12 protein-coding genes are annotated in these 12,613 nt (G+C 71.9%); 8 read left to right on the top strand and 4 right to left on the bottom strand.

The window, feature by feature from the left end; translation table 11 throughout:
- Positions 1-3: 3 nt before the first annotated feature.
- From glmM to E4T13_RS09590, 4 genes are read left to right on the top strand one after another with little or no spacing between them, the layout of a single operon-like run.
- Complete coding sequence (glmM, locus tag E4T13_RS09605; protein ID WP_137178053.1) at positions 4-1,395, top strand: phosphoglucosamine mutase; 1,392 nt, start codon at positions 4-6, stop codon at positions 1,393-1,395.
- Positions 1,395-2,288: a bifunctional hydroxymethylpyrimidine kinase/phosphomethylpyrimidine kinase gene (gene thiD / locus E4T13_RS09600; RefSeq protein WP_137178052.1), complete on the top strand. Its 894-nt coding sequence runs from the start codon at positions 1,395-1,397 to the stop codon at positions 2,286-2,288. The genes glmM and thiD overlap by 1 nt, the downstream gene beginning before the upstream one ends.
- A complete protein-coding gene (locus E4T13_RS09595) occupies positions 2,285-3,166 on the top strand; it encodes a PhzF family phenazine biosynthesis protein (RefSeq protein WP_137178051.1) in 882 nt (293 codons plus the stop codon). Before thiD ends, E4T13_RS09595 begins: the two co-directional genes overlap by 4 nt.
- The gene (locus E4T13_RS09590; protein WP_137178050.1) at positions 3,163-4,113 is read left to right on the top strand and encodes a C4-dicarboxylate ABC transporter; all 951 of its coding nucleotides are present in this window, start codon (positions 3,163-3,165) and stop codon (positions 4,111-4,113) included. Before E4T13_RS09595 ends, E4T13_RS09590 begins: the two co-directional genes overlap by 4 nt.
- A 12-nt stretch (positions 4,114-4,125) precedes the next feature.
- Here the strand turns inward: E4T13_RS09590 and E4T13_RS09585 are convergent, their stop codons facing one another.
- Together E4T13_RS09585 and E4T13_RS09580 are read right to left on the bottom strand one after the other, a co-directional pair.
- Positions 4,126-4,290: a DUF1328 domain-containing protein gene (locus E4T13_RS09585; protein ID WP_137178049.1), complete on the bottom strand. Its 165-nt coding sequence runs from the start codon at positions 4,288-4,290 to the stop codon at positions 4,126-4,128.
- Between the two features lie 61 nt (positions 4,291-4,351).
- A complete protein-coding gene (locus tag E4T13_RS09580) occupies positions 4,352-5,266 on the bottom strand; it encodes a PRC-barrel domain-containing protein (RefSeq protein ID WP_170984902.1) in 915 nt (304 codons plus the stop codon).
- Between the two features lie 204 nt (positions 5,267-5,470).
- Here E4T13_RS09580 and E4T13_RS09575 point away from each other — a divergent pair, with 204 nt between their 5' ends.
- On the top strand, positions 5,471-6,643 hold the full coding sequence (locus E4T13_RS09575; RefSeq protein WP_137178047.1) for a phosphoserine transaminase: 1,173 nt from the start codon (positions 5,471-5,473) through the stop codon (positions 6,641-6,643).
- Positions 6,644-6,646: 3 nt separating this feature from the next.
- The gene (gene serA / locus E4T13_RS09570) at positions 6,647-8,233 is read left to right on the top strand and encodes a phosphoglycerate dehydrogenase (RefSeq protein ID WP_137178046.1); all 1,587 of its coding nucleotides are present in this window, start codon (positions 6,647-6,649) and stop codon (positions 8,231-8,233) included.
- 16 nt (positions 8,234-8,249) lie between these two features.
- On the opposite strand, the gene E4T13_RS09565 is transcribed toward serA, so the two are convergent.
- Entirely contained in the window at positions 8,250-8,786 is a 537-nt protein-coding gene (locus E4T13_RS09565) for a hypothetical protein (protein WP_137178045.1), read from the bottom strand.
- A 91-nt stretch (positions 8,787-8,877) separates the two neighbouring features.
- On the opposite strand from E4T13_RS09565, the gene E4T13_RS09560 reads away from it, so the two are divergent.
- A complete protein-coding gene (locus tag E4T13_RS09560; RefSeq protein WP_170984901.1) occupies positions 8,878-9,495 on the top strand; it encodes a protocatechuate 3,4-dioxygenase in 618 nt (205 codons plus the stop codon).
- A 9-nt stretch (positions 9,496-9,504) separates the two neighbouring features.
- Here the strand turns inward: E4T13_RS09560 and E4T13_RS09555 are convergent, their stop codons facing one another.
- Complete coding sequence (locus tag E4T13_RS09555; RefSeq protein WP_137178043.1) at positions 9,505-11,301, bottom strand: calcium-binding protein; 1,797 nt, start codon at positions 11,299-11,301, stop codon at positions 9,505-9,507.
- A 168-nt stretch (positions 11,302-11,469) separates the two neighbouring features.
- Here E4T13_RS09555 and E4T13_RS09550 point away from each other — a divergent pair, with 168 nt between their 5' ends.
- On the top strand, positions 11,470-12,612 hold the full coding sequence (locus E4T13_RS09550; RefSeq protein ID WP_137178042.1) for an ATP phosphoribosyltransferase regulatory subunit: 1,143 nt from the start codon (positions 11,470-11,472) through the stop codon (positions 12,610-12,612).
- Position 12,613: the final 1 nt, after the last annotated feature.

The following is a 12,613-nucleotide window of genomic DNA, read 5'->3' as shown; positions in this document are numbered from 1 at the left end:
GCCATGACCACGCCCGCCCGCAAGCTCTTCGGCACCGACGGCATCCGCGGCACGGCCAACAAGCCGCCGATGGATGCGGCGACCGCGCTGCGCCTCGGCCAGGCCGCCGGCCGCTTCTTCAACCGCGGCAACCACCGCCACCGCGTGGTCATCGGCAAGGACACGCGGCTCTCTGGCTACATGATCGAGCCGGCGCTGACCGCGGGCTTCATCGGCGCCGGCATGGATGTGATGATCGTCGGCCCGCTGCCGACACCGGCCATCGCGCTGCTGACGCGCAGCCTGCGGGCCGATCTCGGCGTGATGATCTCGGCCTCCCACAACCCGTACGAGGACAACGGCATCAAGCTGTTCGGCCCGGACGGGCTGAAGCTCTCGGATGCCGAGGAAGCGCAGATCGAGGCGCTGATGGTCTCGTCCGACCTGTCCGACCATCTGGCCACCCCTGGCAAGCTCGGCCGCGCCAGCCGCATCGAGGACGCGCCCGGCCGCTACATCGAGGCGGCGAAATCCAGCTTCCCCAAGGGCCGCAGCCTGGAAGGCAAGCGCATCGTCCTCGATTGCGCCAACGGCGCCGCCTACAAGGTGGCGCCGACCGTGCTGTGGGAACTGGGCGCGGAGGTCGTCTCGGTCGCCGTCGCGCCGGACGGGCTGAACATCAACCGCGAGTGCGGCGCGACGGCACCGCAGAAGCTGGCGGAACTGGTGAAGGAACGTCGCGCCGATCTCGGCATCGCGCTGGATGGCGACGCGGACCGGCTGGTGCTGTCGGACGAGCAGGGCCGCATCGTGGATGGCGACCAGATCCTGGCGCTGATCGCCGGCTCCTGGCATCGCGACGGAAGGCTGCGCGGCGGCGGCATCGCGGCCACGGTGATGTCCAACCTCGGGCTGGAGCGGCACCTCCAGGGCATGGGGCTCGCGCTGCACCGCGCCAAGGTCGGCGACCGCTACGTGGCGGAGGTGATGCGCGAGACCGGCTGCAACCTGGGCGGCGAGCAGTCCGGCCACATGATCCTGTCCGACTTCGCGACGACGGGCGATGGCCTGGTCGCCGCGCTGCAGGTGCTGGCGCTGCTGGTCGAGGAAGGCCGGCCCGCCAGCGAGGTCTGCCGCCGCTTCGATCCGCTGCCGCAGAAGCTGGTCAACATCCGCTACGCCGGCGCCTCGCCGCTCGCCGACGAGGCGGTGAAGCAGGCGATCGAGGCGGCCGGCGCCAGGCTCGGCAGCCGCGGCCGCGTGCTGGTGCGCGCGAGCGGGACGGAGCCGCTGATCCGCGTGATGGCGGAAGCCGAGGACCAGGCCGAGATGCAGGCGACGGTGGAGGATCTGGCCGCGCTGATCCGCGCGCGGGCTGCGGCGGGCGCGGCGCGCAAGGTGCAAGCGGCGGAGTGATGCACCCGTCCGAAGGTCGGAGGGCGCAGCCGCCAAAGGCGGCGAGCACCGGAGAGCTGAATCGGACGGGCCTGTCGAGCCAGGGCAGGGTTCTCGTCTGCGCCGGATCGGATTCCGGCGGCGGGGCGGGCATCCAGGCGGACATCAAGGCCATCACCGCGCTCGGTGGCTTCGCGATGACGGCGATCACCGCGCTGACCGCGCAGAACACGCTTGGCGTGCACGGCGTGATGGGCGTGCCGTCCGATTTCATCCGGCTGCAGATCCGCGTGGTGCTGCAGGATCTCGGCGCCGACGCGATCAAGACCGGCATGCTGGCCGACAGCGCGACCATTGAAGCGGTGTGCGATGCGTTGGCGGAGTTCGGCCCCGGCATCCCGCTGGTCGCCGATCCCGTGATGGTGGCGAAAGGCGGGCATCCGCTGCTGGCGCCGGAAGCCGTGGCGACGCTGCGCACGCGCCTGCTGCCGATGGCCGCGGTGATCACGCCGAACATCCCGGAAGCCGAGGCGCTGTCCGGCATCGCCATCGCCGGGGTCGCGGACATGCATCGTGCGGCCGACGCGCTGCTGGGCATGGGCGTGCGCGCCGTGCTGCTCAAGGGCGGCCACGGGACCGGCGCGGTGCTGACCGACCTGCTGGCCACGCGCGACGGCACCGAGGCCTTCGAGAGCCCACGCATCGAGACGCGGCACACCCATGGCACCGGCTGCACCCTCGCCTCCGCGCTCGCCTGCGGCCTGGCGCAGGGCATGACGCTGCGGGACGCGGTGATGCGCGCCCGCGCCTATGTGCGCGCGGCGATGCTGGCCGCGCCGGGCTTCGGCGCCGGGCACGGCCCGCTCGGCCATGGCGTCACCGTGGATGCTTCCCGCCTCGAGGATCTCTCGTGAGACAGTATCGCTTCGTCACGCTCGACGTGTTCACCGACACGCGCTTCGGCGGCAACCCGCTTGCGGTCTTCCCCGATGCGCGCGGCATGAGCGATGCCGAGATGCAGGCGCTCGCCGCCGAGTTCAATCTCAGCGAGACCACCTTCGTCCTGCCGCCCGAGGATCCCGCGAACACCGCGCGGGTGCGCATCTTCACGCCGAAGGTGGAGATGCCCTTCGCCGGCCACCCGAATGTCGGCACCGGCTACGTGATCGCGTCGGAACGGGGTGGCGATGTTCTGCACTTCGAGGAGATCGCCGGCCTGGTCGAGATCCGCATCGCGCGCGATGCATCGGGCGCCGTGACGCAGGCCGACATCGCCGCGCCGCAGCCGCTTTCGCTCGGTGCCGAGTTCACGCCGGTGCAGCTTGCGCCCTGCGCCGGCCTCGAGCCGTGGGACGTCGTGACGGAGAACCACCGCCCCGTCATCGCCTCCGTCGGCAATCCCTTCGTGCTGATGCAGGTCACGCCGGATGCGCTGACACGCGCGAAGCCGGTGGAGCCGGAGTTCCATCGCGTGATGGCGGCGATGCCTGACGTGGCGAAGCGCCTGGCGATCTATCTCTACGCGCGCGACGGCGCTGCGGTGCGCACGCGCATGTTCGGTCCCGGCCTCGGCGTGAAGGAGGATGCGGCGACGGGCAGCGCGGCGGTCGCGCTGGCCGCCATGCTGCTGCACCTGTCCGGCGCGGAGCGGGATGAATGGGATTTCGTGCAGGGCGTCGAGATGGGCCGCCCGAGCCTGCTCCGCTGCACCGCGCGCCGCACGGCGGATGGCATCCGCTCCACCGTCGGCGGCGGTTGCGTGACCGTGATGCAGGGCGAGGCGATCCTGTGAACGCCGCGGCGCGCACGCTGCGGCCCACGCTGCAATTCCTGCCGCTGCCGCTGCTGGCGATGCCGATGGGGCTCGGCGGCGTCGGCCTGGCCTGGCGCCAGGCGCGTCATTACCTCGGTGCGCCGGCCGCCATCGGGGAGGCGCTGCTGCTGCTGACTGCGCTGGCCTGGCTCGGCGTGGTGGGGCTGCAGGTGGCGCGCCTCCTGCGCCACCCCGAGGCGGTGATGGAGGAGATCGGCCATCCCGTGCGCGTCGCCTTCGCCGCAGCGCCGACCATCGGCCTGATGATCCTCTCCGCCGCCGCCTTCCCGCACCTGCCCGCCCTCGGCGCGCTGCTATGGTCCGTCGCGGTCGCGGTGCACCTGCTGGTGGCGATGCTGCTGCTGCGCCGGGTCGTGGGCGGGCGCGGCGATCCCGCGATGCTCGCGCCGCCGCTGCTGATTCCGCTGGTCGGCAACATCCTCGCGCCGGTGTTCGGCGTGGCGATGGGCTTCGCGCACATGTCCTGGATCATGTTCGGCGTCGGGTTGCTGCTGTGGCTGGCGGTGCTGCCGCTGCTGCTCTACCGCCTGTTCGCTGGGCCGGCGCTGCCGCCGCCGCTGGTGCCGAGCTTGGTCGTGCTGCTGGCGCCACCCGCCGTGGGCGCCGTGGCGCTTGCCGCGCTTACGGGGCAAGCGGAAGGCGCGGCGCTCGGCCTGGCCGGCATGGCGCTGCTGATTGCGGCGGTGCTGCTCTCGCTGGCCGGCGAGATCGCACGGATCCCGTTCGGCATGGGCTGGTGGGGCACCACCTTTCCTACCGCCGCCTTCGCCATCATGCTGATGGCGCTGCGCTTCCCGGCCTGGCTCGCCTGGCCCGCGCTGCTGTTCGCCACCGCGCTGACCGCCTGGGTCACCTGGCGCACCGCACAGGCCGCCCGGGCCGGCGCGTTCTACCGGCCCGAGTGATGCCTGGCGCCGTCAGGCGACGGCGAACAGGCTCATCAGGAACAGGATGATCGCGATCGCCAGGAACAGGCCGAACAGGATCTTGGCGACGGTGCCGGCCGCCGCGGCGACGCCGGTGAAGCCCAACGCGCCGGCGATCAGCGCGATCACAAGGGCGATGATGGCCCAGGTCAGCATGATTCACTCCTCCTTCGTGGAATTGTAGGGAAGCGGCCGGCGCCGGCCGGCCGCGCTGCCGTCACCCGGCCTGCCAGAAGCGGTCGATCTCGCCGCGCCGACGGTCGTAGCCCTCGTCGGTGGAGAAGGCGTCGGGATCCACCTGCGGTGCGGATTCGATGCGGCTCTCCGGGACGTCGAGCACGAAGGTGTCGAGCATCGGAGTCACGCGAAGCCGCTGCCACGGCACCGCGACATGGTCCTCGCCGATGCCGAGGAAGCCGCCGCGGCCGACGACCACATAGGCGACCTGCCCGTTGCGAGGGTCGAACACCACGTCCTCGATGCTGCCGAGATATTCGTTCCGCGGATTGCGCAGGTCGGTGCCGGTGATCGCCTCTGCGCGAATGCCGCGCGCGCGCGCGGTGACAGGCGTGGCGAGCGCAAGCTGCCGCTGCCGCCAGCTCCGCACCTCATTCGGATCAACGCCGGCCTGGCTAAGCTGCGTGGTGTAGGCGCCATACAGGTCGCGCGCTTCGCGCAGCACGGACTGGCAAGTCTGCTCGCTGCCGTTCTGCGCCAGCACATGCGCCGCGGTGTAGAGGGTGCGCAACGCCTGCGTCGGCGCCATGCGCCAGTCCATGCCGGCGAAGGGCGTGGCCGCGCCGCCGCCCGTTGCGGGCTGGCCGGTCGCCGTGGCGCCGGTGCCGCTGACCATGCCCGGTGCTGCGCCCGCTGCCACGCCGGGCCGCGCCGGCGTCGCATAGGGCGTGCCGTAGCCGAACCAGCCATAGCCGCGCCGCGCGCCGGTCAACCAGAATCCCTCCTCGTTCATCTGCCGCCCGAAGGCCTGCAGATCGCTCGTGCACTGGCTGGCGGACTGCGCCTGCGCGGCAGGCTGCTGCGCCGGCTGGGCCGGCTGTTGCGCCTGCGCCATGGCGATGCCCGGCACCAGAAGCCATGCCGCCGCGATGGCGGTTTCCTTGCGGAGCCGCATTGTCTGGTTCTCCCTGTCTGTCCTGCCTCGCGGCATCTCCGGCGCATCGCGTCGCGCCGCGCCGGGTCCTCGGTGACAACGGAGCGCAAGCGGATGGGTTGCGGTGGCCGGGCCATGCTTGTCCGCCCGCGCGCGCGCCGCTAAGTCTCGCGGCGGGCCACGCCCCCCCACCGGGGCGCATCAGCTTCTGGAAGGGAGCTTCCTATGACCGCCACACCGGACACCCGTCCGTCGAACCCCCGTTTCTCGTCCGGTCCCTGCGCCAAGCGTCCCGGCTGGACGCTGGAGGCGCTGTCGGGCGCTATGCTCGGGCGCAGCCACCGGGCCAAGGATCCCAAGGCGAAGCTGCTGGACGTCATCGAGCGATCCAAGGCGATCCTCGGCATGCCCGCGGATTGGCGGCTCGGCATCGTGCCGGCCTCCGACACCGGCGCGGTGGAGATGGCGCTGTGGTCGCTGCTCGGCGCGCGCGGCGTGGATATCCTGGCCTGGGAGTCCTTCTCGAAGGATTGGGCCACCGACATCACGAAGCAGTTGAAGCTGGCCGACGCGAAGGTGATCGCGGCCGGCTACGGCAAGCTGCCCGATCTCTCGCAGGTGAGTGGCGATCGCGACGTGGTGTTCGTGTGGAATGGCACGACCAGCGGCGTGCGGCTGCCGGATGCCGACTTCATCCGCGACGACCGCGCGGGGCTCGCGATCTGCGACGCGACCAGCGCTGCCTTCGCGATGGAGCTTCCCTGGCACAAGCTCGATGTCGTCACCTGGTCCTGGCAGAAGGTGCTGGGCGGCGAGGCGGCGCATGGGATGCTGGCGCTGAGCCCGCGCGCCGTGGCGCGGCTTGAATCCCACAAGCCCGCCTGGCCCATGCCGAAGATCTTCCGCATGACCAAGGACGGGAAGATCAACGAAGGCATCTTCAGGGGCGAGACGATCAACACGCCCTCCATGCTCTGCGTGGAGGATGCGATCGACGGCCTGCGCTGGGCGGAAGGCGTCGGCGGGCTGAAGGGCCTGGTCGCGCGCAGCGAGGCGAACCTCGCGGCCATCGCGAACTGGGTCGCGAAGACGCCGTGGGTGGACTTCCTGGCGGAGGTGCCGGCGACGCGGTCCTGCACCTCGATCTGCCTGAAGATCGTGGCGCCGTGGTTCATGGCGCTGGATGCGGAAGGGCAGGCGGCGGCGGCGAAAAAGCTTGCTGCGCTGCTCGAGAAGGAAGGCGTGGCGCTGGATGCCGCTGCCTATCGCGACGCGCCGCCGGGCCTGCGCATCTGGGGCGGCGCCACGGTGGAGACCGCCGACCTTGTCGCGCTGCTGCCCTGGCTCGACTGGGCCTTCGCCCGCGTCGAAGCCGAGTTTGCGAAGAAGGCGGCCTGAGCCATGCCGAAGGTCCTCATCTCCGACAAGCTCTCGCCTGCCGCCGTCCAGATCTTTCGCGACCGCGGCATCGACGTCGACTTCAAGCCCGGCCTCAAGCCCGCCGAGATCCGGGAGATCATCGGCGAATACGACGGCCTCGCAGTACGCAGCGCGACGAAGGTCACGCGCGAGCTGATCGAGGCCGCGCCGCGCCTGCGCGTGGTCGGCCGCGCCGGCATCGGCGTGGACAATGTGGACATCACCAGCGCGACCGCGCGCGGCGTGGTGGTGATGAACACGCCCTTCGGCAACGCCATCACCACCGCCGAGCACGCCATCGCGATGATGTTCGCGCTCGCCCGGCAGATCCCCGAAGCCAGCGCATCCACCAAGGCCGGCAAGTGGGAGAAGAACCGCTTCATGGGCGTCGAGCTCACCGGCAAGACGCTCGGCCTCGTCGGCTGCGGCAACATCGGCTCCATCGTCGCGGATCGCGCCAACGGGCTGCGCATGAAGGTGATCGCCTTCGATCCCTTCCTGTCGGAGAAGCGGGCCGTGGAACTCGGCGTGGAAAAGGTGGAGCTGGACGCGCTGGTCGCCCGCGCCGACATCATCACGCTGCACGCGCCCTATACCGAGCAGACGAAGAACATCCTGTCGCGCGAGCGCATCTTCGCGATGAAGAAGGGCGCGCGGCTGATCAACTGCGCCCGCGGCGGGCTGGTGGATGAGCAGGCGCTGTATGAGGCGCTGCAATCCGGCCACCTCGCCGGCGCCGCGCTCGACGTGTTCGAGACGGAGCCTGCCACCGACAGCCCGCTCTTCGCGCTGGAGAACGTGGTCTGCACGCCGCATCTCGGCGCCGCCACCGCCGAGGCGCAGGAGAATGTCGCGCTGCAGGTCGCCGAGCAGATGTCGGACTTCCTGCTGACCGGCGCCGTCTCCAACGCCATCAACATGCCCTCCGTCACCGCCGAGGAAGCGCCGCGCCTCAAGCCCTATATGGAGCTGGCGCGGCTGCTGGGCTCCATGGCCGGGCAGCTCACCGTCGCGCAGGATTCCTCGATCCAGGCGATCCGCGTGGAATACGAGGGCCAGGCGGCGGAGCTGAACCGCCGCCCGCTGACCGCCGCGGCGCTGGCCGGCGTGCTGACGCCGATCTCGGGCGCGGTGAACATGGTGAACGCCCCCGTGCTGGCGCAGCAGCGCGGCATCGAGGTGGCGGAGACCGTGCATGAGCGCAGCGGCGACTACGTCACGCTGCTGCGCGTCACCGTCGTCACGGAAGCCGGGCCGCGCAGCGTCACCGGCACGCTGGTCGGCACCGGCAGGCCGCGCCTGGTGGAGATCAAGGGCATCCCCGTGGAGGCCGATTTCGCGCCGCACATGCTCTATGTGACCAACCAGGACAAGCCGGGCTTCATCGGGCGCTTCGGCACGACGCTGTCCGAGGCCGGGGTGAACATCGCCACCTTCCATCTCGGCCGCACGGCGCCGGGCGGCGACGCGATCTGCCTGGTCGGCCTCGACGGCCCGCTGCCGGATGGCGTGCTGGAGACGGTGCGCGGCCTGAAGCTGGTGGTCCGCGCCGTGCCGCTGGCGTTCTGACCCGCCGCGCCGCGCGTCAGCTCGGGCTGCGCCGGCGCATGTCCAGCATGGTGATCTGGTTGTTCGCCGCGCCCGCTGCCGCGCTGACGGCCGGCAGGCGCGGCAGGCTGCGCAGCCGGCGCATCGTCTCCTGCGCGCCGAGCGGGAACATCGGCCCGCTCAGCGCCACTTCCGCCTGCACCAGGTTGCCCGCTTCCAGCGCATTCCCGAATTCGCGAAGCTGCGCCATCAGCGGCTCGGGCGGTGCGTTGGGCGCGATGCCCACGGCGGCGCGCATCTCCGTCCGGCCCAGCCGGATCGTGTGGACGTTCACCGGCGCCACGTCGTGCATGTAGCGCGGGTCCGTGCGGAAGGAGAGGTCGATGAACTCCAGCAGGATCACGCCGCGCGCCGCCGCCACCTGATCGCCCGCCAGGCGGGATGTGTCGCCGAGGCGCGTCGGCGCGGCCAGCGCGGCGCCGCGCACGGGATCGCCGAGGCCGATCAGGTAGCCGGTGGTCGGGTCTGCGGAACAGCCGGCGAGGAGCAGCAGGGGGAACAGGCGGCGCTTCATGGCGCAGGTCATAGCACGGCGGCAGCAGGTCCGGTTTCGGCGCGACGTTTCGTCACTTGCCCCGGCGTCCCACGCGCGCACAGATGGGCGCATGAGCCTCTCCCGTCCTGCCTTGCTCCGCCGTTCCCTGCTGGCCCTGCCGGCCTTCGCCGCGCTGCCGGCCGCGGCGCAGGGGTTGCGCACGCCGAGCCAGACGGAGGGCCCGTACTACCCCCGCGCCATCCCGGCGGATGCCGATGCTGACCTGCTGCGCGTCGCCGGCCAGGCCGCACCGGCGCGCGGGATGCCGCTGCTGCTGACCGGCGTGGTGCGCGGGCCGGATGGCGCCGCGCTGGCCGGGGCGCGCATCGAGATCTGGCAGGCCGATGCGCAGGGCATCTACCTGCACCCGCGTGACCCGCGGCTGGATCAGCGCGACGGCGGGTTCCAGGGCTATGGCCGTGCGGTCGCGGATGGTGCCGGCCGCTACGCCTTCCGCACGATCCGCCCCGGCCTCTATCCCGGCCGCACGCCGCACATCCATCTGCGCGCGCAGCCTGCGGGCAGCGCGGCCGCGCTGACCACGCAGGTCTATTTCCCCGGCGAGCCGCGCAACGAGACCGACGGCCTGCTGCGCCGCCTCCCGCCGGAAAGCCGCGCGCTGCTGATCGCGCGCGTCATGCCGATGGATGGCGGGCAGCGCGCGGAGTTCGATATTTTCGTCGCGTAGGGCCGCGCTTCAACCGATGAGGAAATCGCGGGCCGAGAGGCTGGCTGCGGCGACCCCTTCCAGCAGCACCGTGCTGTCGCTCCACACGCTGCCGGTGAGGACCAGCGCACCCTCCGGCGTGTCGCTCACGGCGCCCTCCCACGGACGGTTGATGTGCAGCCTGTCCAGGCCCGGGCGGAAATCGGCTATCACGTCGTGGTCGTCGTCGTTGCTGAACACGAAGAGGTCGGCGCCACCGCCGCCCACGAAGGTGTCGTTTCCGGTGGAGCCGAACAGCGTGTCGTTGCCGGCGCGTCCTTCCAGCCGCTCGGCGGCGGACCGGCCCTCGATCCGGTTGTCCAGCCCGTTGCCGATGCCGATGCGCGTGTTGTCGTTGATCAGCAGCGCCTCGAAGGTGCGCGGCAGCACGAAGGTCTCGACCGCCAGCGAGATGATGGTGTCCGCACCCTCGCCCTCCGCCTCGAAGGCGCGCGCGGTCGCGCTCATCAGCACGTAGCGGTCGTCGCCCGTGCCGCCGATCAGGCGCGCATTGTCGCGCCCGGTCAGCGCATCGTTGCCGGCGCCGCCGAACAGCAGGTCGTTGCCGTCGCCTGCGAGCAGGTCCATGCCCTCGCCGCCGCGCAGCGTGTCGTCGCCGGCATCACCGACGAGCAGGTCGTTCCCGTCGCCACCGTCGAGCACGTCGTTGCCGCCGCCGCCGTAGAGCGTGTCGTCGCCGGCGCCACCCTTCAGCACGTTGCCGAAGACGTTGCCGCGGATCAGGTTGTCCTCGGCATTGCCGAGGCCGGCGAGCGCGCCCGACGCGTCGAGCAGGGTCAGGTTTTCGACATGCGGCCGCAGCGCATGGGGGACGCTGGCGAAGACCTGGTCGAGCGCGCCGCCATCGGCCGTCTCCCGCACGATGTCGCGGCGGTCGTCCACCAGATAGGTGTCGCTCTCGCTGCCACCGAACATCAGGTCGGCCCCTTCGCCGCCCGAAAGCCAGTCTGAGCTGATGCCGCCGATGAGCGTGTCGTTCCCGGCGCCGCCAGCGAGAATGTCGGACTTGTAGGCCAGCGCGGGGTGGGTGCCCCGGTCGCCAAGAAGCCGCTCGTCGCCGTCGCCACCACGCCTGGCCGTGACGGTCTCGAGATAGGCGCCGGCCTCGTTCCCGAGCGGTACGTCGCCGTCCAGGCGGAGGATGCGGTCGCCCGTGCCAAGCCGGTTGTCGCCATCCATGTCGAAGATCAGCCAGCCGCCCCCGGCCGGATCGGTCACCACCGACACGGCATGGACGAGCCGGGACAGGTCGGCTTCCGCCAGGGTCATGCCGGCAACGGGCGCCACGCCATCCGCCACGCCGGCGACCACCACCGGCAGCAGCCCGCGCGGCCCGCCGAGGAAGCCGGGCCACGGCGGCAGGGCATTGATCGTGCCGGGCGGCGACGGCGGCGGCGTCACGTCCACGGGCATCAGGGCAAGGAAGTCGCCCGAGGCGGCGTCGAAATCGGTGATCGTCGCGACCGTCGCCAGCGGATCGCCGACCAGGTCGTCGCGCGGCAGGGCGATGACGAAGAGATCGGCGCCCGGCCCCCCCGTCATCGTCGCGGGGATGAGGCCGGACTGCAGCGTGTCGGCGCCATCCCCGCCGAGCAGGATGCCACCGCCCCGGCCACCCCACAGGTGATCATCGCCATCGCCGCCCTCGACGGTGTCGGCGCCCTTGCTGGAATAGATGGTGTCGTGGCCGCCGAAGCCCTGGATCAGGTCGGATTCGTCGGTGCCGTCGAGGATGTCGTCGTCGGGGGAGCCAGGGATGAGGGCCATGGTCTCGTCTGAAAATCAAGAAGTGTGCAGCAATCGCATACGTTCCTAGCGGACCTCGCCGGCGGATTCCATCCGGTTCGCTTTCAACATGACGCCACTCGCGGCGGGGCAGGTCTGCGCTGCGCGGCTTGCCCCCCGCCGCCCCGGCTGGCATCCCTCCGCGCCGTCATGACCGATGATCCGCCCAGCCCGGCCCTGCTGCCCGCCGGCCTCTCCGACCTGCTGCCGCCCGAGGCCGAGCGCGAGGCCGCGCTGGTGGAGGCGATGGTCGCGGTGTTCGGGCGACACGGCTACGAACGGGTGAAGCCGCCGCTGCTGGAATTCGAGGACAGCCTCTTCGCCGGATCGGGCGCCGCGCTGGCCGACCAGACCTTCCGGCTGATGGACCCGGTCAGCCAGCGCATGATGGGGCTGCGCGCCGACACCACGCCGCAGGTCGCCCGCATCGCCGCGACCCGCCTGGCCCGCACGCCCCGCCCGCTGCGCCTGTCCTATGCCGGGCAGGTGCTGCGCGTGCGCGGCACCCAACTCGCGCCTGCCCGCCAGCTTCCCCAGGCCGGCATCGAGCTGATCGGCCCCGACCTGCCCGAAGCCGATGCCGAGGTCGCCGCCGTGGCCACCGAGGCGCTGGCGGCCATCGGCATCGCCGACCCCACGTTGGACATCACCCTGCCGCGCCTCTCCCCCGCGCTGCTCGACGCCGCCGGCGTGGAGGGCGAGGCGCGGCGGCGGCTGGCCCGCGCGCTGGACCGCAAGGACGCCTCGGCCGTGCAGGCGCTGGTGCGCGAGGCCGGGGCGGCCGCGCATGTGCTGCCCGGGCTGCTCGCGGCCGCCGGGCCGGCGGAAGGCGCGCTCGCCGCGCTGGAGGATGCCGCGCTGCCGCCGGCCGCGCGTGCCATCGCCGACAACGCGGCGGCGGTGATCGCGGCGCTGCGCGCCCGCGCGCCGGGCCTGCGCATCACGCTGGACCCGGTGGAGTTCCGCGGCTTCCGCTACCACACCGGCGTCGCCTTCACCGTGTTCGGCGCGGGCGCCACCGGCGAGATCGCGCGCGGCGGGCGCTACCTCTCCGGCGAGGAATCCGCCACGGGCATGACGCTCTACCCCGATGCGCTGCTCCGCGCGGTGCCGCCGGCGCCGCCGCGTCCGCGCGTCTTTCTTCCGTCTGGCGCCGATCCGGCGCAGGCGGCCGCCCTGCGCGCCCGGGGCATGGCGACGGTCGCGCAGCTTTCGCCGGCTGACACGCCCGCCAGCCTGCGCTGCACCCATATCCTCGACGCGGCCGGCATGCCGCGCCCCCTTACGGAGTAGA

Origin of the sequence: Roseomonas sp. AR75 (assembly GCF_005222815.1) — a bacterium.
GTDB lineage: Bacteria > Pseudomonadota > Alphaproteobacteria > Acetobacterales > Acetobacteraceae > Falsiroseomonas.
Note: the sequence above shows the minus strand (reverse complement) of the source record. Positions and strands in the feature narration are given on the sequence as shown.

Excerpts from the sequence above, each read along its gene's own strand:
- glmM (WP_137178053.1), top strand. The coding sequence starts at position 4 with ATGACCACGCCCGCCCGCAAGCTCTTCGGCACCGACGGCATCCGCGGC.
- thiD (WP_137178052.1), top strand. The coding sequence starts at position 1,395 with ATGCACCCGTCCGAAGGTCGGAGGGCGCAGCCGCCAAAGGCGGCGAGC.
- E4T13_RS09585 (WP_137178049.1), bottom strand. The coding sequence starts at position 4,290 with ATGCTGACCTGGGCCATCATCGCCCTTGTGATCGCGCTGATCGCCGGC.
- E4T13_RS09580 (WP_170984902.1), bottom strand. The coding sequence starts at position 5,266 with ATGCGGCTCCGCAAGGAAACCGCCATCGCGGCGGCATGGCTTCTGGTG.
- E4T13_RS09575 (WP_137178047.1), top strand. The coding sequence starts at position 5,471 with ATGACCGCCACACCGGACACCCGTCCGTCGAACCCCCGTTTCTCGTCC.
- serA (WP_137178046.1), top strand. The coding sequence starts at position 6,647 with ATGCCGAAGGTCCTCATCTCCGACAAGCTCTCGCCTGCCGCCGTCCAG.
- E4T13_RS09565 (WP_137178045.1), bottom strand. The coding sequence starts at position 8,786 with ATGAAGCGCCGCCTGTTCCCCCTGCTGCTCCTCGCCGGCTGTTCCGCA.
- E4T13_RS09560 (WP_170984901.1), top strand. The coding sequence starts at position 8,878 with ATGAGCCTCTCCCGTCCTGCCTTGCTCCGCCGTTCCCTGCTGGCCCTG.
- E4T13_RS09555 (WP_137178043.1), bottom strand. The coding sequence starts at position 11,301 with ATGGCCCTCATCCCTGGCTCCCCCGACGACGACATCCTCGACGGCACC.
- E4T13_RS09550 (WP_137178042.1), top strand. The coding sequence starts at position 11,470 with ATGACCGATGATCCGCCCAGCCCGGCCCTGCTGCCCGCCGGCCTCTCC.